Annotated in this window: 20 protein-coding genes and 1 tRNA gene; 6 read left to right on the top strand and 15 right to left on the bottom strand. The window is 67.4% G+C overall.

Going from position 1 to position 23,690, the window contains the following annotated elements; genetic code table 11:
* Nucleotides 1-2: 2 nt before the first annotated feature.
* From GobsT_RS15580 to GobsT_RS15545, 8 genes are all read right to left on the bottom strand, one after another.
* Complete coding sequence (locus GobsT_RS15580) at nucleotides 3-674, bottom strand: D-glycero-alpha-D-manno-heptose-1,7-bisphosphate 7-phosphatase (RefSeq protein WP_330591319.1); 672 nt, start codon at nucleotides 672-674, stop codon at nucleotides 3-5.
* Entirely contained in the window at nucleotides 626-1,252 is a 627-nt protein-coding gene (locus GobsT_RS15575; RefSeq protein WP_010048320.1) for an SIS domain-containing protein, read from the bottom strand. The genes GobsT_RS15580 and GobsT_RS15575 overlap by 49 nt, the downstream gene beginning before the upstream one ends.
* Before the next feature lie 122 nt (nucleotides 1,253-1,374).
* Complete coding sequence (locus tag GobsT_RS15570) at nucleotides 1,375-2,088, bottom strand: nucleotidyltransferase family protein (RefSeq protein ID WP_010048319.1); 714 nt, start codon at nucleotides 2,086-2,088, stop codon at nucleotides 1,375-1,377.
* A gap of 88 nt (nucleotides 2,089-2,176) precedes the next feature.
* Nucleotides 2,177-3,202 carry a GHMP family kinase ATP-binding protein gene (locus GobsT_RS15565; RefSeq protein WP_010048317.1) on the bottom strand — a complete coding sequence of 342 codons (1,026 nt, stop codon included), beginning with the start codon at nucleotides 3,200-3,202 and terminating at the stop codon, nucleotides 2,177-2,179.
* A 122-nt stretch (nucleotides 3,203-3,324) separates the two neighbouring features.
* Nucleotides 3,325-4,326 carry a Gfo/Idh/MocA family protein gene (locus GobsT_RS15560; protein ID WP_010048311.1) on the bottom strand — a complete coding sequence of 334 codons (1,002 nt, stop codon included), beginning with the start codon at nucleotides 4,324-4,326 and terminating at the stop codon, nucleotides 3,325-3,327.
* Complete coding sequence (locus GobsT_RS15555; protein WP_010048309.1) at nucleotides 4,317-5,204, bottom strand: SDR family NAD(P)-dependent oxidoreductase; 888 nt, start codon at nucleotides 5,202-5,204, stop codon at nucleotides 4,317-4,319. Before GobsT_RS15555 ends, GobsT_RS15560 begins: the two co-directional genes overlap by 10 nt.
* A gap of 283 nt (nucleotides 5,205-5,487) precedes the next feature.
* Nucleotides 5,488-5,871, bottom strand: a complete 384-nt coding sequence (locus tag GobsT_RS15550; RefSeq protein ID WP_010041472.1) for a DUF2147 domain-containing protein — start codon at nucleotides 5,869-5,871, stop codon at nucleotides 5,488-5,490.
* A gap of 134 nt (nucleotides 5,872-6,005) precedes the next feature.
* Nucleotides 6,006-6,248, bottom strand: coding sequence for a molybdopterin-binding protein (locus GobsT_RS15545; protein WP_010041467.1), 243 nt, complete (start codon nucleotides 6,246-6,248; stop codon nucleotides 6,006-6,008).
* A gap of 361 nt (nucleotides 6,249-6,609) precedes the next feature.
* Here GobsT_RS15545 and GobsT_RS15540 point away from each other — a divergent pair.
* Nucleotides 6,610-6,698: transfer RNA gene (locus tag GobsT_RS15540), tRNA-Ser, on the top strand.
* Between the two features lie 863 nt (nucleotides 6,699-7,561).
* Here GobsT_RS15540 and GobsT_RS15535 read toward each other — a convergent pair.
* Both GobsT_RS15535 and GobsT_RS15530 read right to left on the bottom strand, forming a co-directional pair.
* On the bottom strand, nucleotides 7,562-7,906 hold the full coding sequence (locus GobsT_RS15535) for a hypothetical protein (protein ID WP_010041465.1): 345 nt from the start codon (nucleotides 7,904-7,906) through the stop codon (nucleotides 7,562-7,564).
* Between the two features lie 1,364 nt (nucleotides 7,907-9,270).
* Nucleotides 9,271-10,716: a c-type cytochrome gene (locus GobsT_RS15530; RefSeq protein WP_010041462.1), complete on the bottom strand. Its 1,446-nt coding sequence runs from the start codon at nucleotides 10,714-10,716 to the stop codon at nucleotides 9,271-9,273.
* Nucleotides 10,717-10,830: 114 nt separating this feature from the next.
* Here GobsT_RS15530 and GobsT_RS15525 point away from each other — a divergent pair, with 114 nt between their 5' ends.
* The 3 genes from GobsT_RS15525 to GobsT_RS15515 are packed head-to-tail and all read left to right on the top strand — an operon-like array spanning nucleotide 10,831 to nucleotide 16,743.
* A complete protein-coding gene (locus GobsT_RS15525) occupies nucleotides 10,831-14,760 on the top strand; it encodes an outer membrane protein assembly factor BamB family protein (protein ID WP_010041460.1) in 3,930 nt (1,309 codons plus the stop codon).
* Between the two features lie 39 nt (nucleotides 14,761-14,799).
* The gene (locus GobsT_RS15520) at nucleotides 14,800-15,849 is read left to right on the top strand and encodes an AAA family ATPase (protein WP_010041457.1); all 1,050 of its coding nucleotides are present in this window, start codon (nucleotides 14,800-14,802) and stop codon (nucleotides 15,847-15,849) included.
* Between the two features lie 12 nt (nucleotides 15,850-15,861).
* Nucleotides 15,862-16,743, top strand: a complete 882-nt coding sequence (locus tag GobsT_RS15515) for a DUF58 domain-containing protein (protein ID WP_010041455.1) — start codon at nucleotides 15,862-15,864, stop codon at nucleotides 16,741-16,743.
* Nucleotides 16,744-16,765: 22 nt separating this feature from the next.
* Here GobsT_RS15515 and GobsT_RS15510 read toward each other — a convergent pair whose 3' ends face one another.
* Nucleotides 16,766-17,887 (bottom strand): hypothetical protein, encoded by a 1,122-nt coding sequence (locus GobsT_RS15510; RefSeq protein ID WP_010041453.1) that lies wholly within the window; start codon nucleotides 17,885-17,887, stop codon nucleotides 16,766-16,768.
* Nucleotides 17,888-18,141: 254 nt separating this feature from the next.
* On the opposite strand from GobsT_RS15510, the gene GobsT_RS15505 reads away from it, so the two are divergent.
* Nucleotides 18,142-19,767, top strand: coding sequence for a DUF1549 domain-containing protein (locus GobsT_RS15505; protein ID WP_010041451.1), 1,626 nt, complete (start codon nucleotides 18,142-18,144; stop codon nucleotides 19,765-19,767).
* A 310-nt stretch (nucleotides 19,768-20,077) separates the two neighbouring features.
* Here the strand turns inward: GobsT_RS15505 and GobsT_RS15500 are convergent, their stop codons facing one another.
* Together GobsT_RS15500 and GobsT_RS15495 are read right to left on the bottom strand one after the other, a co-directional pair.
* On the bottom strand, nucleotides 20,078-20,278 hold the full coding sequence (locus GobsT_RS15500) for a hypothetical protein (protein WP_010041448.1): 201 nt from the start codon (nucleotides 20,276-20,278) through the stop codon (nucleotides 20,078-20,080).
* Between the two features lie 82 nt (nucleotides 20,279-20,360).
* Nucleotides 20,361-20,888 (bottom strand): transposase, encoded by a 528-nt coding sequence (locus tag GobsT_RS15495; RefSeq protein WP_010041445.1) that lies wholly within the window; start codon nucleotides 20,886-20,888, stop codon nucleotides 20,361-20,363.
* Nucleotides 20,889-20,968: 80 nt separating this feature from the next.
* Between GobsT_RS15495 and GobsT_RS15490 the strand changes: the two genes are divergently transcribed.
* Complete coding sequence (locus tag GobsT_RS15490; protein WP_010041440.1) at nucleotides 20,969-22,414, top strand: IS66-like element ISGob2 family transposase; 1,446 nt, start codon at nucleotides 20,969-20,971, stop codon at nucleotides 22,412-22,414.
* Here GobsT_RS15490 and GobsT_RS15485 read toward each other — a convergent pair.
* Both GobsT_RS15485 and otsB read right to left on the bottom strand, forming a co-directional pair.
* A complete protein-coding gene (locus GobsT_RS15485) occupies nucleotides 22,391-22,801 on the bottom strand; it encodes a response regulator (RefSeq protein WP_010041439.1) in 411 nt (136 codons plus the stop codon). The two genes, GobsT_RS15490 and GobsT_RS15485, sit on opposite strands and share 24 nt — an antisense overlap.
* A complete protein-coding gene (otsB, locus tag GobsT_RS15480) occupies nucleotides 22,785-23,621 on the bottom strand; it encodes a trehalose-phosphatase (RefSeq protein WP_010041438.1) in 837 nt (278 codons plus the stop codon). The genes GobsT_RS15485 and otsB overlap by 17 nt, the downstream gene beginning before the upstream one ends.
* Between the last annotated feature and the right edge of the window lie 69 nt (nucleotides 23,622-23,690).

Raw genomic sequence — 23,690 nt, 5'->3', positions numbered from 1 at the left:
CGTCATCGGGCGGCCGTGCGACCAGTCGCTTCGGCCGCCGCTGTTTTGAGAACCCAGTCCACGGCCGCGGTGATGTCCGCCGCGGTGTGGTCGGGCGAGCACCTCTCGGGCGAGCTGAACGGCGTGTCGATCAGCACGCCGCGGCACCCGGCGGCGGCCGCCGCGGCCACATCGCTCCACCGGTCACCGATCAGGAACGCGGCGGGCAGGTCCAGATCCCACTTCGCCGCCGCCGCCAGCAGCATTCCGGGCTTCGGCTTGCGACAGTCGCACCGGTCCGCGGTGTCGTGGTAGCACGCGAACAAGTCGGTCAGCGGCAGCTCGGCACACATCTTGGCGTTAATCGCCTCGACCGCCGCACGGGTCTGCTTGCCACGGGCCACGTCCGGCTGGTTGGTAACCACGACCCGCGCGAACCCGGCGGCGCGTAGGCGCTCGAGAGCCGCAGGCACGCCCGGCAGGAGTTCCAGTTCGTCGAGCGTCATGGGCGGGCGCGTGGTGCCCCCCTCGGGGAAGGCCCGGTTGAGCACCCCGTCCCGATCCAGGAACACCACGCGCTGCGCCATCGTCAGTTTCCAGATCGCCTTCGCGGAGCCGACGCGCCCGTGCTTCGCACGGGCGCGAGTTACGCCGCCTTCTTGGTTACCGCATCGGCGGCGGCGGTCGACTCCCACTTGGTAGCGGCGGCCTTGAGCGCGGGGTGCGTTACGAACAGGTGCCACACGATCGCCTGGAACGCCTCGGCGTGCGGCGTCACGTGCGCCGCGTTCACCGTCGGGACGATCACGCACGCGTCGGCCACCTTCGCCGTGTACCCGCCGTCGCGGCCCACGATCCCGCACACCGTCGCCCCGACCGCCTTGGCGTGTTGGACCGCGCGCACCAAGTTCGGGCTGACGTTCCGTTCGAGGTCGCCGCCCCCGACGGAGAACACCAGGATCGCGTCCTTGCTGTTGAGCCGGCTCCCCTTGAGCCACTCGGCGAACACCGTCTCCCAGCCCTCGTCGTTCGTGCGGGCCGTCAGTTCCGAGACGTTGTCGGTGGGCGAGTAGGTCTCGATGCCGGCGATCTTGCGGAAGTCGTTGACCGCGTGCGCCGCGTTCGAGGCGCTGCCGCCGACGCCGAGGATGAACAACCGCCCGCCGCGGGCGCGGGTGTCCGCCAGCGCCTTCACGGTCCGATCGATGGCGGCGACATCGAGCTTCGTGACGATCTCGCCGGCTTCGGCGAGGAACTGCTGCGTGAACGACATGTGCGACTCCGTTCGCTGATGTTCTGGGACCGCGGGCGCCGCCCGCACGAAGCAACTCGGTTCAGGAGCCAACCCGGTCAATCGGGCGCGTGCGGGTCGAAGCGGACGCCGCGATTCGGGGATCAGCCGGCCCGCCGGAGGACGAACGCTTCGGCCTCCTGCAGGCCCGCCGGCGAGCCGATTTCGTAGAACCGCTCGGTCACCTCGAGCCCCACCATCTCGCCGCGGTCCACCAGCCCCGTGTACAGTTCGGCCAGGTCGGACGGTTCGTGCTCGGGGATCCGCTCGACCGCGCCCCGGCGCAAGAGCGACAGCCCGTAGTCGATGTGGGTCATCGCGGGCGTGCGGTCCCGTTTGCTGTACCGCAACAGGCGCCCATTTTGGAAGACCACGTTGCTCGTGTCGTAACTGTTCTCGTTGCGGAACACCGTCATTACGGCCAGGGCCGCCGGCGGCAACGCGCCCAGCACCGCGGCGTAGCTCACGTCCAGCAGCGAGTCGCCGTACAGCACGAAGCACTGGTCGGGGATGAGCGGCAGCGCCCGCCGAACTGCGCCGCCGGTGCCGAGCGGCTTCGCGCCGTCTTCGGAGTACCGGACCCGCAGCCCGAACCGCTCCCCGCCGCCGACGTAGTCCCGGATCTGCTCTGCGAAGTGCCCGACGCACATGACCACTTCGCGAATGCCCTGGGCGTGCAGGTCCGCGAATTGGTGATCAAGAAACGGCCGCCCGGCCAGCGGCACCAGCGCTTTGGGCACGGCCTTGGCGATGTCGCCGAGGCGCGTGGCCTTCCCGCCAGCGAGGATCAGCACGGGCGTCGAAGCGAGGTCGTTCACGGCTGTGCCTTCGTGCCTTGGTCTCGTGACACAGAGTGGGAATGCCCCCGCGGCCCTTGGCTCGGGCGGGGCGCCGCGAGAGAACCGCTCACGCCGCCCGGCGGATCGCGGGGCGCAGCACCGGCGACGGGGCGCCGCCGCTGATCACGCGCGTGCCCTCGAAGTCGAACCGGAACGGCACGTTCTGGAGGCCCGCCTCGCTCATGGCCTCGGTCAACTGGTCCGGGTTCTCGGTGTAGAACATCAGGAACCCGCCGCCGCCGGCGCCGATCAGCTTACCGCCCAGCCCGCCGTTCTTCAGCCCGAGGTCGTACCACTCGTCGATGCGGGAGTTGGACATGTTCCCGCTCCGCTTCTTCTTCGAGTTCCAGTGCACGTTCATCAGCTCGGCGAAGCCCCGCAGGTCGCCGGCCTCCAGCGCGTCCTTGCTCTTGAGCCCCAGGTCCTTGATGAAGTGCAGGTTCTGGATCATCGACGCGTCGGACGCCTTCGTCTTGGTGTCCTGCTCGCGCAGCACCTCCGACGCGGACCGCGTGTACCCGGTGAAGAATAGCAGCACGTTCTGTTCGAGCTTGCGGAGCGTGTCCGACGACGCCCGCAGCGGCCAGTACTCGACGTGCCCGTCCGGGTGGAACCGGAAGCACGTCACCCCGCCGACCGCCGCAATGTACTGGTCCTGCTTGCCGACCGGCTCGTGCAGTTGGTCGATCTCGATGTGGCACGCCTGCTCGCCGATCTCGGCGGCGCTCGGGTTGCCGTTGTGCAGGGCGTGCAGCCCGCGCAAGAGTGCGGTGCAGAAGCTGCCGGACGAGCCCAGCCCGGTGCCCGCCGGGATGTCGGCCATGGCGGCGATTTCCAGGCCCTCGGCCGGTATGCCCACCAGCTTCATCGCCTCGCGGACCAGCGGGTGCTGGATCTGCTCCACGTCGGTGACGCGCTCGGTCTGAGAGTACTTGAGTATCATCTCCGGCAGGATGGACCGGTTGATGACGATGTGGACGTGGCGGTTGATGGCCGCGGCCACGAGGAAGCCGGTGTGGTCGCGGTAGTAGGACGGCAGGTCGGTCCCACCACCACCGAGCGAGATGCGGAGCGGGCTTCGTGTGATAATCATCGGTCACTCCGCTTCCATGCGGTGTGGTGCGGTCGGGGGCCGAGCGCGTCGCGCGGCATTGTAAATATCGGCTACCACAAGCGTAAAACTTTACCGAAGGTTCCGTCCGCGCTACCGACCGTTTACGCCGCGCGGCGGCCGTCCCCGGCCGACTGCGCGTACACCGCCGCGACCACATCGAGCGCCGCGACCGCGTCGCCGAGCGTCGCACCCGACCCCTGCCGTCCCGCGACGGCGGCCTCGAACGCGCGGAACTCCGCGTTCCACGACCCGTCCTCACCCGGGTACTCCCAGATGGTCGTCTCGGGCGGCCCCATTTGCGGCAACATGCGGTAATACGCCAGCCGCTCCAGCCCGTAACTGCCGCCGAGCCCGTCGACCTGGAGCTTGCCCGTCTTGCCGTAAATTTCAAGGCAGAACAGGTTCTTCCACTCCGAGCAGCTGGCGTGTAGCCAACCGACCGATCCGTCCGCGTGGTGGGTGCAGAGGAAGCCGTTGTCTTCGACCGGCATGTCCCAGAAGAACGTGCCCGCGAACCCACTTACGCGGCTCACGTCGCCGAGGAACCATCGGGTCAGGTCGATCAGGTGGACGCCCTGGTCGAGCAGTTCGCCCCCGCCGGCCAGTTCCGGGTTCGCGCGCCACTCGCGATCGTAACCCACGCGCCCGCCGTGACCGTACCGGCCGCGAACAAACATCAGCGGCCCGACCGCGCCGGCGTCGACCAGTTCCCGCGCCTTCAGCAGCGCGGGGTGGAACCGGTGGTTGAACCCGACCCGGACCGTGACGCCCGCCTGTTGCGCCGCCGATTCGACCGGGCGCAGCTCCTCGGCCGACCGCGCCGCCGGCTTCTCCACCAGCACGTGTTTGCCCGCCTCAACCGCCGCCAGGGTGATCGACGCGAGCGAATCGTTGATGGTCGCGACGACGACCGTGTCCAGGTCGGCGCGCGCCACGAGTTCGCGCCAGCCGCCGACCGCGTCGCACCCCGGGTACGCCTTCGCGAGCGCCTGTGCGCGCTCAAGGCTAATGTCTGCGGTGGCGGCGACCGTGTGTCCAAGTGCGGCAAGGCTCTTCGCCCGCTTCCCGCCGATAAGCCCGCACCCGACGATGCCTACGCGCATTTCTTCCACCCCCCGCGGTCGTCCGGCGTGATGCGGCGCAGCGTGTAAATGTCGCTCGACGCGAGCTGGTCGGAGTGTGTCGGCAGGTTCTGCCAGTCGTCCCAGACCGCGCTAATGAGACGCCCCGAGATGCCGTCCGAAGCGGCGGACGCGAGGAACACCGACAGCTCCGCGCCCTTGTCGAGTGGCGTGCCGCCCGAGTCGCGCGTCTTGGTCATCTTGTCGAAGAACGCCGCGCCCACTTTCTCGGGGCCGGCGGCGATCAGGTCGTCCATGAGGCGCGTGTTGAGCGCGCCGGGGGCTACGGCGTTGACGTCGATCCCGGCGCCCCGCGTTTCTTCCGCGAGCGTCTCGGTGAACCGCACCACGGCCGCCTTCGACGCCGCATACGAGCTGATGCGCGGAAGGGGCGCCGTCGCGCCACCCCCCGAGAGGTTGATGATCTTCCCGTACTGCGCTTCACGCATCCGGGGCAGGAACGCCCGGCACATGAGGATCGTGCCGAAGAGGTTGATTTCGATCGCCTTCACCCACTCGGCCCAGTCGTTCTCCTCGACCAACCCGAAGGGACCGTACACCCCGGCGTTGTTCACCAGGACGCACGGGTTGTTGAGTTCGGCGAAGGCTTGCGCGGCGGTGGCGTTGCAGTCCGCCTCTTTCGCCACGTCTGCGACACGGGTCAGCACCTTCTGACCGGACACGCAGGCCAGTGGGAGCAGTTCAGCAGCCGTTTTCGTGAGCAGGTCCGCGCCGCGTGCGGTAAGGAGGACGCTCGCGCCGGCGCGTACGAGGTGTTCGGCGATGACGCGCCCCAGCCCTTGGTTCGCACCCGTCACGACCGCCGAGCGGCCGGCCAACGGGGTAGCCCGCGAGTCCATCGCACCTCTCCTGAAGAGTTCCGCGTAAGGTGCGGCGTCTATACCTTGCCCGGCGGTTCGGGAACAAGGGGAAATAATCACCGCGGGGCGCGGCAGGGCCAACGCACTCAACCTCGTAATTTTTTCAGCAGTAGTATTTCGAGGTAGGTAGCATCAAATTCTGGCGTGGGTGAGTGCGTTGGCCCTGCCGCGACAGGGGCCAGGGACAGCCGCCTTCGGCGGTTCGCTGGCAGCGGTGCGCCAGCGATCCCGGCGAACAACTGACGGTTTGAGCCGGATCAGGCTACTTCTTCTCCCGCTTCCCTTCGATGTCGAACTCTTGCTTGTTGCCCCCGACTTCCGCCGCCGCCTTCCCCTTGAGGTTCTCTCCCTCGACCTTCAGCTTGTAGTCGATGGCGATCTCGTTATCCATGAACTTCCGCACCGCGGAGAACGTGAGTTCCCCGTCCTTGAACTTCAGATCCTTGACCTTCGCGCCCTTCTGGTCCGGCCAGTTCATCACCCCGGCCAATTTGTCCCCGTCCTTCGTGACCACCAGTTCGGCCGTCCGCTTCATGTCCCCGATCGTGTACTCGCACTTCCACGTGCCCACCGGGTTCGCTTTGTCTTCCGCCCGCGCGAAACTGCCCAGCCCGAGAACCAGCGCCGCTGCGATGATCACCTTCATGGTCGCCTCCGAGAAGTGGCCGTCCCACTTGGACCGCCAGGGCCGATTGTAGTGGCCGGCCCTCCGATGCCGATCACACCGCCTCGACCTCGACCGTGAAAACAAAGTTGATCGTGTAGGTCCGCCGGTTCGCGTCATGCTCCACGGGCGGCGTGCGTCCGTCGGTGCAGTGCCCGGCCCATCACTTTGTACCGTCCAGTAGTTTCAGGAGCGTCCCACGAAAACGCCCACAGCCGCCACGCGAACGGCACCGCGTGCCCCAGCCGCTTGGCCTCCGACCACGACTTCCCGGCGTCCGCACTGATCTCAACCACGGCCACGTCCGACTCGCCACTCCACGGCGCCCCGAAGGTCCGGTACGGCTTCCCGGCCGGCACCGCTTTGGACAGCCCCGGGCGGGCGATCTGGGCCCTTTACCTGCACCTCGGCGACAGACGCAAGCGTGGTAAAGTTCCCAAGAACGGTAGACAGCGGGAAAGCGGTGTAAACTCCCTGTGGCGAAAATCGGCGTACAGTTTCTTTGGGCGGTTGGGGATTGCTTCGACGCGAGTGAACCAATAGACTTCTCCAAGCGTCACCTTCTCGGCTCAAGAGGTTGGTAAGGTGTCTCTATCCGGTTGCAACCTGCTGAGAGCATCTGTTCACTACAGTATGTATTCTGGTCGTAGTGAGTGGTTAATGACACGAAACACAGGCGGGTGATGCAAACGGCTGAATGGGTTAGTTTTTAAGCCATTTGGAGAGGTGGCTGAGTGGTCGAAAGCACCGCTTTGCTAAAGCGGCGTACGAGTAAAATCGTACCGCGGGTTCGAATCCCGCCCTCTCCGCTAACTTGACGTGATTACGTGGTTTTCAATCTGATCGGCGAGTAGCGAAAGCTACTCGCCGATCTCGTTCATTTCCGCTCTCACCCGCTCAAAACTGCCCTCGCCCGCAGGCGCTAGTGTAAGTTTGTGTAAGACAAATCGGCGTTCGGCTCGGTCATCAGAGGCGGTGAAAATCACGTTTTTTTGTTGCTGCTTCCCCCAATTCGGACAACTTCGTCCGTGTGTATCGCTTCATCGTGAGCCGCGGACCCGAGTGCCAAATCAGTTCCTGACGCGACTTCAGGGAAATGTTGATCCCGTCCAGGAACGTTGCGAAGGTTCCCCGAAGCGAGTGGAACTGAGTTCCTGCGGCCCGTCCTTAATGGCAACTTCGGTCGCAATCCCGGCGGTCTGAGCGTCGATCTTGATCATGTCGGCCCCGCGATCTGACCAACTCCCAGGTCACACCGGTTCGTCAAGCGACTTCCCGTCGAGGTACCCGCGTAACACGTCGGCTAGCGCGGCGGATATCATCACGCGCCGCTCGAGCTTGAGGAAGAGTTGAAGCGGAGGGGGATCATCTTCCCGACTCGGCTGTCATCTCCATATCTAGACCCACTGCCAATGGTTTGGGCGGGATGCCGGGAGGCGTGGTCGGAGATCGGCCACTGGTAGGCGGGCGGATGTCACAATCGCCGATGAGCTTGGCCAAGCGAACGAAGTTGTGACGGGTGATAGGCACGACGGGGCGATGGCAAGCGCTTCAGGGCACCAACCGCGGGCGAAACGAATCCGGCCACCGGCGGGTCAGAAACGTGCGGTTGCTTTACGGACGCTCAGGGGCTGTTTCGGCCCCTTGGGCGTTTCCTGTCGTGGGGCCGGACTTACGGCTTCTTGGCGCTGCGGACCTTCTTCGCCGTGGGAGGCGCGGACTTTACCACGGGGGGAGGGGGCTGGGGCGCCGGGCGCTTCGGCTCGTACTCGTACTCGCCGTATTCGGCCGCGTGCTCCCCCTTCTCGGTCAGTGAGAACGTGGCTTCGAACGGGGCGGCCGGGGATCCTGTGACGAACTTCAGCAGTCCTTCGTCAACGAGCGCCGTCAGGAACGAACCGTCCTTGGACCTCGGTGTCGGGGAAATCCGCAATTGGCGGCCGGTCGGCGGTTTCTTACTTCGCTTCGTGGCACGCAGAACCTGCCAGAGGAAGTGCGAGATTGAACGAATTGCCATAGGCGTGGGTACGTCAGCGGGTACGGTGGCGGGCGGATATGACGAATTGTATACCATGCGCTGCAATGTGGTGAGTGCAAGATCACGCGATGTCAATTTGTGTCCAGAGACCGACACGGGTGGGGTCCTACTTGCGTCGTCCGGCAGGAAATGCCAGCCACTTGGCAAGCTCCACACATGGTCGGTTAATCCAGCGGCCGTCACCGGGATTCTTCGCCGCAAAAGTCCGTCCACGTCCTTGGAACGTCGCGTCGCCACCGAACGACGGAAGTTGTCGCTAAATTCGTTCAAGCGAGTGGCCGCCCGGTGCATCTCCCGGTCCTTTGAGAAGCTGCACGTCTTGCGCACATTGCAGTTCCGATCCGTTCGGTAGTACCGCTTCACAGGGCGCGTCTTGACCAACCCGGTCCATCGCCAAGCTCACCACCGCCAGCGCCACCCCAAAACGCGCCGATCACCAACCGGGTGCCCACCCGCACCAACCTGTTGTTCTCCCGCACCTTGTGAGCCGCTGCGGACGTGACTGCGGGTCGTGCGACGATGCACCGGGGGCGTGGGCGACCGGTTCAAGGCGGCGCCACCACCCGTCCGCCGCCGCTCGGATGACCGACGCATACACCGGGTGCCATCGGCCGCAGTACGCACCGGCCGTTGCGCCGGTGGGAGTTCTCACCAAGGCATGCGTCGCGTTCGCGGTTCGGTCTTCGGCCACCGAACTCAGCGCCAAGCGGCAACACGGACCGGACAGCGCCGCGGAAGTCGGAAGTGGAGGAACGGGAATGTCTGTTCGAGGGAGATTTGGAGTAGCTGTCTCGGCGCAACAAGGTCGCCCGGCCCGCTGCTCTGTAACGGGGGTTACAGTGCCGCTTCGCTCAGCCGGCTCCGACTGGACACGAAGGGGACATCTGCTGGCGTCTGACTGGTCACGAGTTGGCCATTCGCTGGGTGGCAGCTACCCACGAAATCACGCGTTCTTTTCGCCCGATGAGGACCAAACAGGCGCACCAGCTTCGCCCAGTACTCGGGTTGAATGTGACGCAACGTGTTCAAAAATTGATGCTTGCGGCCGAAGCGTTTTCTGCAAAAGAGCCCGCTTCTGGAGCGACGACAGGGCACCGATGGCACCCAAGTGCCCGCAAGGTGTGGTGAGAACTTCCGGAAGCCCCTCACGAGAGAAAATGGTGGGGAACTACCCGATGTGCCGATCAGTCAACCCGCAGCAAATCGGTGATTGGGAATGCTCCTTCTCGCTCCGGCTTTCGGGTGTTGCTGTTTGGTCCAGGGCGACACCTTACATCGGGCAACACGGGCAAGATGCCCGCGCGTCACAGCGAAAGACATTTAAACGGGATGTTCCCGAGGAATCACGGGTCGAACTTGATCTCGGCATCGCGTTCCTGCATCCGACGGCGGTCGCCCGCGTCACCCAGTGCCTGCAGGAAATGGACCACGTCCCAGATCTTGTTCGGACTGCCCGGGGCGGCGTTCGTCACGCGGTCGTGGAAGGCCGTCATCCCCGATGGGGCGATCCCGCCGTAGATCCGCGCGTACAGGTCTTCGCCCTTGCGTCCGCCCCGGTACACGCCGAGCGTCAGGTTCCGGGGCTGAACGATCGTGCCCCAAATGTCCCACTTCAACTGCTGGGCGCGACCGTAGTTCGCGTGGCAACTCCCGCACCCGAACTCCGGCGAGTTGTACAGCCGGTACCCCCGCACCGCCGAGTCGATCCGCTCCTTCTCAGTCATCACCGGCTCCGCGGGCACCGGGATCGGGTGCTTCGCAGCGACGCTCCAGTTGTACAGGACCGCCAGTTCGGTCTGAGCGACCAGCCAGTCCATTTCGGCGCCTTCGTAGATGGGGTCGTCGCCGCCGGGCTTGATCGCCCTCGCCAGCGCCGCGAATTCGACCTCCCCGCGCACGCTCAGGTGGATCACGTAACTAATCACGTCGTCGAGTTCGGCGGCCGTCAGGGACGGGAACGCCGGCATCATGGTCCCGTCGATGCCGTTGCGGACGGTGCGCACGAGGTCCGAGCGGAGCGGCTTGCCGGCCGCGCCCAGGCCGGCCTTTTTGGGAGCGGTCGCCGGCACGAGCACCGTCGTGTATTTGAAAGCGCCCTGGCGGTAGTCCCGGGGCATCGGCCCGGCCTCGATCGCGTAGGCCGCGTCGCCGGCCCCACTCGGGCCGTGACACTGCATGCACCACCGCCGGTACAACACGGCCCCGCGGGCGAGCGTCGCGTCGTCCAGTTTCAGCTCCCGCTTCATCTCGCTCGCGGTCTGCCGGTCCGCTTCCAGCTCCTTGAACTTGGCCTTACCGAACTGCTTCTGCGCCTCCTTCAAGTTCGCGCCCAGGCTGAGCGTCGGATCGAACCGGACCGTACTGGTTGCCGCGAGGTGATTGAGTTCCGGCACCACGACGGTCGGGGCGGCGGGTGTGCCGAAGTGTGCGTCGAGTACCCGGGCGAGGCGGTCCGCCTGGGCCGGCATCCACACGTCCTGTTCGTAAACGATCGGGTCCAGGATGTTCTTGCCGAACTGCTTCCGCAGATCCGTCGCCAGATCGGCGTCGGGCGTGTGGGGCATCAGCCGAACGCTCTTCAGCGGCGGGAACCGCGCCGCAGACCAGTGCGCGGGGGCGCCGTCGGGGATCTTCACCGCCATCAGGTCGGTACGCGGCGCGTACCGCGTCGTCGGCGGGGCCGTGGCGGCGGCCGGTTGCGGCGCGTGCCCTTCGGTCGAGCCGCCGCAGCCGGTGAACCCGAACGCCGCAACACCGACGCACGCCAGGAACCAACGCGAGTTCGTCATGAGCGGATCGCGGCGACTTTTTCGGCCGCCGGCGCTTGTGCTTTGGGCCGGAATGTCAACAATAAAGCGGTCCCGTCCGACGGGCGGGGCACTCTCGGGGTACGAGCGCATTCTATGAACCGGGCCGCCCGCGCCGCCGCAACACTGGCCCTGCTGACCCTCGCCGGCGCTGCCGCCGCGCAACCGGCCTCGGCCCCCGCGCCGGAATCGGCCGCCGTCCGCGGCGCGTCGGCTCAGACCCGCAAGCGGTTGCTGGAGATCGAGCAGAAACTGGCCGCCGGCAAGCACGCGGACGCGGCCGATGACCTCCAGCGCGTGCTCGACGAGTCGGGCGGCGACCTCATCCCGCCCGAAGTGAACCAGTCGCACCCGACCGCGCGGCGGCTGGCCCACCAGCTCCTGAGCCGACTCAGCCCGGACGTGCTGCGGACCTACCGGGACCGGATCGATCAGCCCGCGAAGCGGCTGCTGGCACAAGCGAAGGAGGGGCGCGACCCGCAGCCGCTCTACCAGCTCCTCGACCGCTACTTCGTCTCGCGCCCCGCGGGCGAGGCGCTGCTCCTTCTCGGCGACCTGCTGTTCGAGCGCGGCGAGTTCCGCGGCGCGGAGTCCGTGTGGCGGCAACTGTTGCCGGACGCAGGCGCGGACCTCGTGTACCCCGATTCCAGCACCGATCCGGCACTTGTGCGTGCGCGAATCGTTCTCGCGCTGGCGGTCGGCGGTCAGCCCTCCCGTGCGAAGGACGCTCTCGACGGGTTTAAGCAGAAGCACCCGAACGCGACCGGCGCGCTCGCGGGCAAAACCGGGCTGCTGGCTGACACACTTCAGGCGGTTCTGGACGCCAAGCCGCAACTCGCCCCGGAGCCGTCGGCCGAGTCGTGGGCCACGTTCGGCGGCGGCCCGGACCGAGCGGGGCGCGTGCCCGGCGGCGTCCCCCGCGACTGGGGCCGGGCGTCGTGGTCCGCGCGCCTCCCCGCGGTCCCGCGGCGCGAGGCGAACAACCCGCCGGCGCGCCAGCCGTTCGGACACCCTGTCATCGCTAACGGCGAGGTGTTCGTTGCGGACGCCAGTCGCGTGTACCGGTTCGACCTGCGGAGCGGCAAGCCGCGCCCGTACTTCTCTTCGGAGGTGAAAGTAAAGTCGGATCTACCGGGCTACTCGGTCGACGCCTGCGCGTCACTCACCGCGGCCGACGGGCGCCTGTACGCTCGGTTCGGCCCGCCGGCGGTTCGCACGCCCGAGGACCTTTCGAGGGGCGATGCCGAGGAATCGTATCTTGCGTGCCTGCGACCGACCGAGGACGAAATCGAGCCGGTGTGGAAGCTCCCCCCGCCCGAGGACCGGAAGGTGCCGGCCGCCTGGGAAGGCGCGCCGCTCGTGGTCGGGAAGCGGCTGTGGGCCGTGTACGCCAAGTTCGAGGGCGGACGGGTGGTTCACGTCGCGGTCTGTTACGACCCGGTCGGCGACCGAACCCCGGACCGCCCCGCGTGGGCAACCGAGCTCTGTGACAGCGCCCAGCCGGTCTCGGGCGCCGGCCGGACGCGCCAGGAACTGCTCACCCTCTGTGGGCGGAACCTCGTGTTCTGCTCCAACACCGGCGCGGTCGTCGCGGTGGACGCCGCGACCGGACAGCGGGCGTGGGCGTTTCGCTACCCGCGCTCGCGTAAGAGCAACTACGCGGGCGACCCCAGCCCGGCGGTCGCGTTCGGCGGTCGGGTGCTGGTCGCGCCGGCCGACGGCGAACGCGTGTATTGCCTCGACGGCGCCACCGGCGGTGTGGTCTGGGGCTCCGGCCCGACGGAAGGGGCACGAATCCTGGGGGTCGCGCGGGGGCGGGTCATCGTCACGGTGACCGGGCCGCTCGCGGGGCTGCGCGGGCTGGACCTGGACACTGGCTCGCACCACCGTGAGGACGGCGGCTGGGTGCAGGGCGGTACGCTTTCTTACGGCCAAGGGGTTGTCACCGACGACGTGATCTTGTGGCCGTCGCGCGCCGGGCTGTACTTTGTGCGCCCCGAAAATGGGTTTCCCACCCCCGGCCGCCCGAACCCGCTCCCCGCGCCGCTCCCCACCTTCGCACGCCCCGAAAACGGTCTGCCCCCTTCGGGTCGCTCGAATCCAATGACCGGAGATCTACTCGAGAACCGAACGTTCTTCGGGAATTTGGCTTACGCCGACGGCACGCTCGTCGTGGTCACGCACGCACAAATTTGGGGATACCGTGCCGAGTCGTACAAGATCGTCCCGCGATCGGACACGCCGGCGGACCTGTTTCACTGGCTCATCGACCGGTCGGAGCGCGACCTGGCCGCGGGCAACACGGCCGCGTGCTTTACGGCCCTCACGGAAGCCGCGACGGGTAACTTCCCGCCCCAGTTGCGCGCGTGGGCCGCGGCCCGGATGGTGCAACTGTCGCCGCGCGCAGGGGAACTCCCCACGACCGTGCGCCGTGCTCTTCCCCCCGCCCTCATGTCCGAATGGGTTCTCACGGCCGAGGGGCTTCCGGTGACGCTCGAAACCTTCGTGAGCGAGCACCTTCACCGCCCAACACGTGCGCCATCGGTTCCCGTAATGAGCCCCGCTACCCCGCCGTGCCCGCCGGCACTGGCGCCGCGGTCCGAGCGCGATCACACATGGCAGACGCCCTCGGGTATGTGCCCATTACTTTCGATCCCGGGTTCAACGGAGCCCCCCCAACGGCTGTTCATGGCCGGTGGCGACAAGGTACTTGCGGTGCCGCTCAATCAGGGCGCCGAAACGGAACACGCCGCCACGGAACTGTTCACTCACGCAGCGGATCTGCCGGACGGCTTTCTGGCGGTAGGTCCGCGGATCGTCGCGCTGTACGGTACGGCCCGCGATCCGGTTTGGATTTTTCGGGCGCCGGTCACGGCAAGACTCACGCCAGGGGCCTTGCCCTACCAACTACGCGCCGGTGCCGACACGCTCGGACCGTACCTGTCGTCCTTTCGGCTCGCGGGCTCGTGGCTCGTGGCGCGGCTCGGCGAGTTCCACCTCATCGCGCTCGACCTCGGCGCCCGGCGGGTGGCATGGGTGCTGGCGGCGACCGGCGACAGCGGGTATGAATCGGTGATGTTCGCTACGACTCCCAGGTTCGAGCCGCATTTCGCGACAGCAAACCGGTTCGTGGTCGCACAGCTCTCCGACGGTCAGCTCTGGTTCGTGCGGCTCGACACCGGCCGGTTCGAAACGCAACCGCCCCACCCAACCGGCACGGCGCTGGCGAGTTGGCCGCACGCGCCGGTGGAGATCTCGGGCGGGCACCTCGCGCTCGCTGACGGGGCCGGCCACGTGCGGCTCGTTGATCTGGGCGGACCGAACGACGTTCCGCCGATCGCGCTTCCCGTACCGGGGCGGGGCCGGTTCGTCGTGTTCACACCGGGCCTTCGCACCAAATGGGTGTTCGCGGCCGAGCGCCCCGAGGGGCTGGCCGGCGAACCGCCGCAGGTGCGTGCGTTCGGTGCCGAACTGCTCATCGCCGTGCGCCGCAATTACGGAGTGGACCTCGAACCGGTTAGCGCGGCCGACGGCAAGTCTCTATGGCACGAGCCCGCGTTCCTCGACGCCGATCACATTGACCTGTCCGGCGTCGACGCGGACGCCGATCGTATTTACGTTCCCGTTGGGAACAAGGTGGTGGCGCTCGCACGAGAAGACGGCACGCCCGCGTGGTCGGTCACGCTGCCGGACGCCGGCGACGCGGGGTGGGCGGTGCGGGTCGGGAAATCGGGCCTGATCGCCCACCCTCGCCAAGCGCCCACGCGCGAGCCGGTGGCGGATGTTCTGGCGCGGCTGTCACGATCGTTCCGGCGGGAACCGCACCTGTGGCGGCTCCCCGGGCTCGCCGCAACGCTGTATGATGCGTGGGTCGATCGTGTGGTGCCCGTGGTGCTCCTCGACCCCGAGACGGGCACGCGCACGGGCCGCTTCAACGTCCCGGCCCGAGGCCCCGGCTTGGCCGTGTGGTTCGGCCCGAATGCCACCGTGATCGCAACCGGCGACCGGGTCGTTTGGTTGAAATAGTCCTAACTCGCAACGTCCGAACGCCGGCTGGAGAACAACGTGTCTGTTCGAGCGGAACCTGTCGGTCTGAGCGGCGACGACGCCCACGCGGTCGACCAACTGCGCGCCGCGGCCGAGCGGATCGGCGAGGAGTGCGGCAAGGTTATCGTCGGCCAGAAGGACGTGATGGAGCTGCTGCTCATCGCCCTACTGGCGCAAGGGCACGCGCTCCTGGTCGGGGTGCCCGGGCTGGCGAAAACGCTCATGATCCGCACCCTCGCGGACAGCATGAACCTCACGTTCAACCGCGTCCAGTTCACCCCCGACCTGATCCCGACCGACATCACCGGGACGCGGATGATCGAAGAGGACCCGGAGACGCACCGCCCGGTGTTCAAGTTCCTCCCGGGTCCGCTGTTCGCCAACGTGGTGCTCGCCGACGAGGTGAACCGGACGCCGCCCAAGACGCAGTCGTCGCTGCTCGAAGCGATGCAGGAGCGGCAGGTCACGGTCGCGGGCGTCCGGCACCTGCTGCCCGACCCGTTCTTCGTCCTCGCGACCCAGAACCCCATCGAGCAGGAGGGCACTTATCCCCTGCCCGAAGCCCAGCAGGACCGCTTCATGTTCACGGTCAACGTGGGCTACCCGAGCGAGGAGGAGGAGTTCCGCATTCTCGAGTCCACGACGACCGCGAGCCGCGAAAAGCCGGAGCACGTTGTAAACGGGCCGCAGCTGCTGGAGATGCAAAAGCTGGTGCGCCGGGTGCCCGCGGCCGGCTTCGTCATTCGGTACGCGATGCGGATCGCCCGCCTCACCCGTCCCGGCACCCAGGACGGCGAGGCGCCGGACCCGAACGTGCCCGACTTCGTGAAGAAGTACGTGACCTGGGGGGCGGGGCCGCGCGCGGGTCAGAACCTCGTCCTCGCAGCCAAGGCGCGAGCCCTGCTGCACGGTCGCACCTACGTGGCGACCGAGGACGTGAAGGCGGTCGCGCTGCCCGTCATGCGGCACCGGGTCGTCACCAACTACAACGCCGACGCCGACCGCGTCACGCCCGACGAAATTGTGAAAAAGCTGCTCGCGCTGGTCCCGGCGCGTTCGGCCGAATAGGTCACCCGCACCATGTCGAACCCGCTCGACGCCGCCGTTCTGTCCCGAATCGACCGCCTGGAGATCGAGGCGCGGCAGTTCGTGGAAGGCTACCTCGCGGGCAAGCACCGCAGCCCGCGCCAGGGGCTGGCGGTGGAGTTCGCGCAGCACCGCGAGTACGCGCCGGGCGACGACGTGAAGCACATCGACTGGGCCGTGTACGCGCGGACCAAACGGTACTTCATGAAGCAGTACGAGCAGGAGACGAACCTCGTCGCGTGGGTCGTTGTGGACGCCAGCGAGTCGATGGCGTACGCCTCCGCGGCCCGCAGCAAGTACGAACTCGCGTGCTCGGCGGCGGCCGCGATGGCCTACCTCGTGCTCCAGCAGGCCGACACCGTGGGCGTCAGTTTGGTGGCCGGCGGGGTGCGTGCATTCCTGCGACCGTCCGGCCAGTCGAACCAGCTCCGCGAGGCGTGTCGCGTGATGGCGACCGGCCCCTTTTCCGACGGGGCCGGGGCCGCACGCGGGATGGACGAACTGGCGGGGCGCACCGGGCGGCGCGGGATCGTGTTCGTGTTCAGCGACCTGCTCGACGACGTACCGGATCTTCTCGCGGCACTACAGCACCTCCGCTACCAGAAACACGAGGTGGTGCTGTTTCACACGCTCGACGCGGCCGAACTCGATTTTCCGTTCCGCCAGACGACGCTGTTCAAGGGCCTTGAGGGGATGCCGGAAGTCCTCACCGACCCGGCCGGCGTTCGTGACAGCTATTTGAAAGCGCTCCACGCGCACATCGATTCGATCGAGAGCGGCTGTCGGCGGTTGGAGATCGACTACGTCCGGCTCCGCACCGACGCCGACCTCGGGCACGACCTCGCCGCGTACCTTCAGAAGCGTCACGGGCGGTAACGTCGCCGGGGCGGGCCGGAAATCACCGCCACGTCACGAACGGTACCGGCAGCAGGAACGCGTGCTGCTCGTACAGGCTCGACACGCCCGCCCAGCCAATGTGTTGTGACACCCACACGGCAAACACGTACGCGAGCACCACCGGAACCGCCGCGAGCCGGCCTGCCCACCGGGACACCCAAAGCCGCGGTAGCTGGCGCCGCGTGCCGCGTGCATACGCCCACCCACCCAGCAGCCGCGCCGGGAAGATGAACAGCAGGAAGAACAGCCCCTCAACGAAGAACAGTTCGCGCGGGATGAGTTCGATTTTCAGCACGTATAGCGGCATCGCGAACAGCAGATGGACACACAGTGCGAACGCAAACGCAAGCGGCGCCCGTCGGTACACGCCGCGGACCTTTCGCAACTCGAAAAACGTGGCGAACCGCCGCGTCCGGGCGAACCGCACCTGCAAGAAGGGTACGCACGGCACCACAACCGAAAGTAGCGCCGCGCCGAGCAACCCGACGCCCCAAAACTTGTGCCCGAGCCCGAGAAGGAAAAGCGGGCACGCGAGCCAGATGAACCCGCCCACAAACCCCCGAAGGCCGAGCCAGAAGTAGTACGGCAGCCGTAACCCGACAACGAGTTCCCAAACACGGTCTCGTGCCTCCTGGTACATCCCGCCCTGGAACAGCCGGTGCGCGAGCCACGGAACGTTGATCGGATTCAAAAAATGCCGGACCCGCCCGCCCCAGAAAAGCGCGCCGGCCACATGGAGCACGAGAACCACCGCGGAGACGCCGAGCGTGATCTCCCACACCCGCGCGATCGTCCCGCGCGGGTCGATGATCCGAGCCGCTTCCGCCTGGAGCGACATCAGGTAGAGCGGGAGCCACATCACGCCGCCCACCAACGCGGCTCCTCCGAACAGGGCCGCCCGGCGGACGCCGATGAACCCATCCCGGATGCGCCCGGATCGGGCCACCCGCCCGCTCGCTTCCAACAGATAGCCCAAAACCAAGAACTGCCCGAGCGGCACCGCCGCCAGCACCGATAGGCCCAGAAGCAGTACCACAACCCCGAAGCACCATTCCAGCCCTGCTCCAAGGAGGCCGATCGCGCGCAGCAACGGGTTCGCACCCGGCTCCGCACCGGGAATCATCTCCGGAACTGGCGCACGAACCGGTTGCGCGACCGGAAGAGGGTCATCGAACGTTGGTCCGATCAGCGGCGGCGCGACGGGAATTGCGTGAGCTGCCATTGGAATTGTGGGGGCCGAATCGGGTGCCTGCAGAACTCCCGGTAGGTACTCACCGACCGGCACCCGTACTACCCCCGGACGAAGCGTACGGTTTCGTGAAACGCGCACGATGGACGGTGGGTATGCACTGCGATCTCCCGCACGGAACATCAGATATGTGGGGCCGAAACGTCCTATTCGCCGCGGTCGTACTCGGCTCAGCTCTCTCGCTGTGGGCGAGCCTGTTTCCACTATCCGCACCCAGGCGCAAGATCACGTTCGACGCAGCCCCGACCGAGCGGCCCGACTTCCGTGTCACGGTCGCGAAGGTGAACCGCGCATTTCGGGACCAGTGGGCCGAAAAAGGGCTCGTCCCTGCCCCACTCGCTGCTGACCTCACCGTGGCCCGCCGGCTGTCGCTCGCGCTCACGGGCAGCGTGCCGTCGCTGGAAGATGTCCGCCAGTTCGAGGAGCAATCGCCCGAGATGCGTGTTGAGGGCTGGGCGCATCACCTGCTAAAGGACCGACGGTTCGCCGACTACTTCGCCGACCGACTCGCGCGGGCGTACATCGGCACCGAAGACGGGCCACCCGTCGTGTACCGCAAGCGCAAATTTATCGCGTGGCTGAGCGACGAGTTCCTCAAGAACACCTCGTATGCCGAGGTCGTGACGCAGATGATTGCCGCGCAAGGTCTCAACACGGATGTGCCCGCGGTCAACTTCGTAGCCGCGGGCTACGACGACAACAAGGAAGCCCCTGACCCCGAAAAGCTCGCGGTGCGCGTCAGCCGTGCGTTCCTGGGTCTGCGCATCGACTGCGCGCAGTGCCATGACCACTTCCTCGAACCGACTTGGAAGCAGACGCATTTCCAGGCACTCGCAGCGTTCTTCGGGCAGACGAGACATGTGGTGACCAACATCACGGACGCTGCTACCGGCGAATACGGCTTCGAGGATCGCGTTGCGGGCGGGCGACATGAAATCGGTCCCGGTGTGCCATTTCTGCCGGAGTTGCTGCCCGCCACCGGCACGAGGCGCTCGCGCCTCGCGGCGTGGGTCACCGACACGAAGAACGTCTACTTCGCGCGTGCGACCGTGAACCGTGTGTGGGCCATGCTGTTCGGCCGCCCGCTGACGAACCGGATCGAAGCACAGACGCTTGCAGAGATGAGCGACGAGCAGGCGCCCCCCGCGCTCCGCATTCTGGGGGACGACTTTGCGGCCCACGGGCACGACATCCGCCGGCTCATCCTGCTCATTTCCTCCCTCGACGTGTTTCGGCTCGACAGCGCTGCCGCGTTCGAAATTACCGAGTCTCATGACGAAGCGTGGGCCGTGTTCCCCCTCTCGCGGCTGCGCCCCGAACAAGTGATCGGGAACGTGATCCAGGCCGCAAGTGTGAAAACGATAGACCAGCAATCGCACGTCTTCGTGCGGCTGGCCCGGTACTTCAGCGAGAAGGATTTTGTGGCGCGATACGGCGACGCCGACGACGACGAATTCGCCCGATCCAGTGGCACCATCCCGCAACGCCTACTGGTGATGAACGGTGACCTGGTGGACGGCAAGGCGAATGAAGAACTGTTGAGTGCTTCGGCACAAATCGCAATGTTCGCGCCGGACGATCGCGCCGCGGTCGAAGCGGCTTACCTGACCGTGCTGACGCGCCGACCAACTCCGAAGGAAAGCCACCACTTCGCAACCAGACTTGCGAATACGAGTGGTGACGAACGCAGGCGGCGGCTCGCGGACCTGTACTGGGCGCTCTTCAACAGCACCGAACTCTCATGGAATCACTGAGCAATGCCCCCGATGCGCACCGCTGATAACTTGCGATTTTGGGTGGGTCCACGGCAGCATCTGATTCGGCGGGCGCCTCACACCGATGGCCCGCACCCCCACCCATGCACAGGTCATGTCGAACACGACAGTCGTAGATGCGAAGTGGGTTTTGCACGTGCCGACTTGTGACGCCAAGACGAGTTTTGACCTTGCGTGACAAACGACGCATGCTGCCGGACAAGTACCGATCACGCAGCAATTCCCGGCGAGCGAAATTCGGCTTGAAAAGCTTGAATTCGCCGGCCTGTTTGGCCCCGGCGGGGTAATACTACAGCGCCTCTGGTTGTCCCCGACTCCGCCGCTCGGCGTCGGCTACGCTCAGTGCGGCCTGGTGGCGCTTCCGGTGGCACCTTTTGGCGATGCGATTGCGCTCCTGTCGCCACCGGGACCACGTCAGGATTTGGTCCTCATCCCAGCGCCGCGTGTCGAGCAGGTGCCCGAGCAGGGCGCGCACCTCGGGGGAACTCATCTGGGGCTCTTTTTTCCCCCAACCGGCGCTTCTGCCGTGCCAGGAACCACAAGGCCAACAGGGACAAGGCGGTGTGGTGGTGCTACCCGACCCAACCCCGGGTCTCGTACTCGTCCAACCCGCACTCCCCCTTGGCCGCCTGGAAGCTCTGCTCCACCGACCAATGGCACCCGCGCACCGGGGCCAACTTCGCCACCGTGATTTGTTCGGGCGCGTTGGACCGGTGGCACTTGAGCTCGGGCTCCTGGCCCACGGACCGGCGCACCAACAGGCGCTCGCGCCCGGATGGGAGCCCTTCTTCGCTGAACCACACCCAGAGGGCCGCGTACTCGAAGATCCTCGGCCCTTGGCTCCCCTCGGCCACCACCACACGGGTCCACGCCGTGGCCGGGAGCCGCGCGGCCACCGCGTCCACCCGCTCGGGCTTGGTGGCCACATGGGGCGCGGTGGTGGCACGGCCCCGGCGGCCCTTGGTGCCCGCCGGCACGACCACCGGCTCGGCCACCCACACCCGCGCGTCGGCCGACGCGTCGACCACGTACCACGTGCCCAGAGCCCGGCCCCCCTGCACGAATGTCGGGCTGTCGCCGTACACGCTGTCCCCGGTCACCCAGGTGAACGTAACCGTTCACGGGGTCTGATCGCCGGTCGACTTGCCGGGGTCGGCCTGGAGCCGCAGATTCGTGTGTAATGGGCGCAACCCCGCCAATCCCTGAGGAGCTCTGGAACCAACTGCCGGCGGCGGCCCAGGCCGCCGTGTCGGCGGTAATTGCGGCCCTGGAAGCCCGGGTTGCGGCCCTGGAAGCCCGTCTCAACCAGAGCCCGTCCAACTCGTCCAAGCCCCCGTCCTCCGACGGCCCGCAGGTGAAGCCGGCACCGCCTCGGAAAGGAACCGGGAAGGCCCGGGGCGGACAACCCGGGCACCCCAAGCGGACCCGCCCGGACCTGCCCCCGGACACGGTCCTCGAGTTGCGGCCCGAGGTGTGCGCCGGGTGCTCCGGTGCGCTCGCCGGGACCGATCCCGAGCCCATTCGCCACCAGGTGCTCGAGTTACCCGCGGTGCGGCCCCAGGTGACCGAGTACCGGCGACACCGGCTCACCTGCCCCCGTTGCGCGCGGGTCACATGCCCACCATTGCCACCCGGGGTGCGGGGCGGATACGGCCCCCGGACCCAGGCCGCCTGCGCGGTCCTGACCGGGGCGTACCGACTCGGCAAGCGGGGCGTCGCGCGGGTGCTGAGGGACCTGTTCGGGGTGCCGATCAGCCCGGGTGCCGTGTGCCACCTCCAGGACCGCACCGCGGGCGCCCGGGAGCCGGTCACCACGGCGGTCCACGCCCACCTCACGGGGAGGTCCGCGAACGTGGACGAGACCGGATGGCGCGAGGGCCGGAGCCGGGCCTGGCTGTGGGTCGCGGTGGCCGACCGGTTGACCGGGTTCGTGATCCGCCGGTCCCGAGCCCGCAAGGTGTTGGGCGAGCTGATCCCGGGAACCCCGGGTGTGCTCACCACCGACCGGTACTCGGTGTACGACCACCTGTCACCGGACCGGCGCCAGGTGTGTTGGGCGCACCTGCGGCGGGACTTCCAGGCGATGATCGACCGGGGCAACGACGGGTCCCCGATCGGGACCGCCCTGTTGGCCTCGGCCGATGCGCTCCTGGGCGCGTGGCCCCGGGTGCGAGACGGGACGTTGAGCCGGGCCCGGTTCGTGTCCCATCACCTGGGCGGGGTTCGGGCGGCCGTCTACGCCCAACTGGGGCGCGGGCGCACGTGCGGGTGCGCGATCACCGCGGGCGTGTGCCGCGAGTTGCTTCGGTTCGGTGGAGCCCTGTACACGTTCGCCCGGGTGGACGGCGTCGAGCCCACCAACAACGCGGCCGAGCGGGCCCTGCGCCACGCGGTGTGCTGGCGCAAGACCAGTTACGGCACCGACTCCGAACGCGGCTCCCGATTCGTCGAGCGGGTGCTCACCGTCGTCGCCTCGTGCCAGCAGCAAGGCCGAAACGTGCTCACCTTCCTCACCGACGCCATTCAGGCCGCACGAAACGGCACACCCGTGCCCTCACTCCTTCCCGGCACCCATCGCCACCCCGTGAACGGATACGCGGGCTCAGGTGCGGCTCACGAGCAATAGGTCATGGAGGGCCGCGGCCAGCGCACGCGGGTCGAGCGGTTTGGCGAACAGAGGGGTGCCGCTCATCCGCCGGTACGCGGATGCGGTGTACGCCTTCACCCCGCCGGACATCGCACACCGGGTCAGTTCGGGAGCCACCTGCCCCAGTTCGGCGAGCAGTCGCCCGCCCTGAAGGCCCGGGAACTGAAGGTCCACCAGCGCAACGTCAATATTGTCCCGGTGCAGTCGGTACGTTTCCATGGCGGTGCTGCCGTCCACGGCCCACACGTGCCAGCCGGCGCCCTCGAGCCCGCGGGCCAGGCTAGCCCGGGCGGTCGGGTCCGGGTCGATCAGCAGAACACCGGGCCGCCGCTCCTGGGGGCGGCCCGCGTCATACAAGGTGGTCACGGGTCGCCTCCGCTCCGCCTGCCGAGTGGGTGCCGCGGTCGAACAGGTTCAGCGCGCCGCACAGGCGCGCGAGGTCGGTGTGCAGCCGGGCCGGCGTGGGCAGCGTGTACCTCGTTCCAGCAGGCGCTTCCGGACCGACGCCGACGCTCACACCGTCGGCAGCAACGACCGCGGCCATCGCCGGGCGGTCGTTCTCCGAATCACCGAAGTAAGCTGCGAACGTGTGCGCGGGCTGTTCGGCCAGGACGCGCCGCACCGCATCCCCCTTGTCCCACCCGTCCCGTAGCCCCACTTCGTAGGATTTGCACACGTCCAGCACTCGGAGCGCGGGGAACTGGGTGTGCCACCGGCTGAAGAACGCGTGGAACGCGGTTGCGGTGGGCTCCGGGGTCGCCCGGTAGTGGACCGCGAACCCGACCGGCTTGGGCTCGAGCCAGACGCCGTGGAACCCGGCGAGTGCGGCCCGCAAGTCGGAAACGGCGGCCGTCAGTTGGCGCTGGGCGTCCGCCGGTATCGGCTCGACCTCTGTTACCCCACAGAGGTCCAATTCCGCCCCGCCGCTGCCGCCAAAGTACAAGTCGTCGATACCGACCATGTCGCGCACGTCGGCCAGCGCCCGCCCGCTGATCACGCCGACCGCCACCCCGGGGGCTCGGGCGAGCCGGCGCAGCCGGGCGCGAACCTGCGGCGCGAGGATCGCCAGTGCGGGGTGCGGGACGATGGGCGCGAGCGTACCGTCGTAGTCGAACAATAAGGTCAGCGGCCGTCCCGAGTGGAATTCGAGCACGGCGTGGTCGACCCAGTTATCTCCGTCACTCATGCGGTCCCTCACCACCGGGAGCAGAGCGGCGCGGCGGGGTCCGCCGGCGCCGCGAATCGTGACCGACCG

The organism is Gemmata obscuriglobus (genome assembly GCF_008065095.1).
In the GTDB taxonomy this organism is placed as follows: domain Bacteria; phylum Planctomycetota; class Planctomycetia; order Gemmatales; family Gemmataceae; genus Gemmata; species Gemmata obscuriglobus.
This window is presented reverse-complemented; position numbering and strand designations above follow the sequence as displayed.

Excerpts from the sequence above, each read along its gene's own strand:
- GobsT_RS15530 (WP_010041462.1), bottom strand. The coding sequence starts at position 10,716 with ATGACGAACTCGCGTTGGTTCCTGGCGTGCGTCGGTGTTGCGGCGTTC.
- GobsT_RS15550 (WP_010041472.1), bottom strand. The coding sequence starts at position 5,871 with ATGAAGGTGATCATCGCAGCGGCGCTGGTTCTCGGGCTGGGCAGTTTC.
- GobsT_RS15505 (WP_010041451.1), top strand. The coding sequence starts at position 18,142 with ATGTGGGGCCGAAACGTCCTATTCGCCGCGGTCGTACTCGGCTCAGCT.
- GobsT_RS15515 (WP_010041455.1), top strand. The coding sequence starts at position 15,862 with ATGTCGAACCCGCTCGACGCCGCCGTTCTGTCCCGAATCGACCGCCTG.
- GobsT_RS15490 (WP_010041440.1), top strand. The coding sequence starts at position 20,969 with ATGGGCGCAACCCCGCCAATCCCTGAGGAGCTCTGGAACCAACTGCCG.
- GobsT_RS15560 (WP_010048311.1), bottom strand. The coding sequence starts at position 4,326 with ATGCGCGTAGGCATCGTCGGGTGCGGGCTTATCGGCGGGAAGCGGGCG.
- GobsT_RS15575 (WP_010048320.1), bottom strand. The coding sequence starts at position 1,252 with ATGTCGTTCACGCAGCAGTTCCTCGCCGAAGCCGGCGAGATCGTCACG.
- GobsT_RS15525 (WP_010041460.1), top strand. The coding sequence starts at position 10,831 with ATGAACCGGGCCGCCCGCGCCGCCGCAACACTGGCCCTGCTGACCCTC.
- otsB (WP_010041438.1), bottom strand. The coding sequence starts at position 23,621 with ATGAGTGACGGAGATAACTGGGTCGACCACGCCGTGCTCGAATTCCAC.
- GobsT_RS15510 (WP_010041453.1), bottom strand. The coding sequence starts at position 17,887 with ATGATTCCCGGTGCGGAGCCGGGTGCGAACCCGTTGCTGCGCGCGATC.
- GobsT_RS15565 (WP_010048317.1), bottom strand. The coding sequence starts at position 3,202 with ATGATTATCACACGAAGCCCGCTCCGCATCTCGCTCGGTGGTGGTGGG.
- GobsT_RS15555 (WP_010048309.1), bottom strand. The coding sequence starts at position 5,204 with ATGGACTCGCGGGCTACCCCGTTGGCCGGCCGCTCGGCGGTCGTGACG.
- GobsT_RS15535 (WP_010041465.1), bottom strand. The coding sequence starts at position 7,906 with ATGGCAATTCGTTCAATCTCGCACTTCCTCTGGCAGGTTCTGCGTGCC.
- GobsT_RS15500 (WP_010041448.1), bottom strand. The coding sequence starts at position 20,278 with ATGAGTTCCCCCGAGGTGCGCGCCCTGCTCGGGCACCTGCTCGACACG.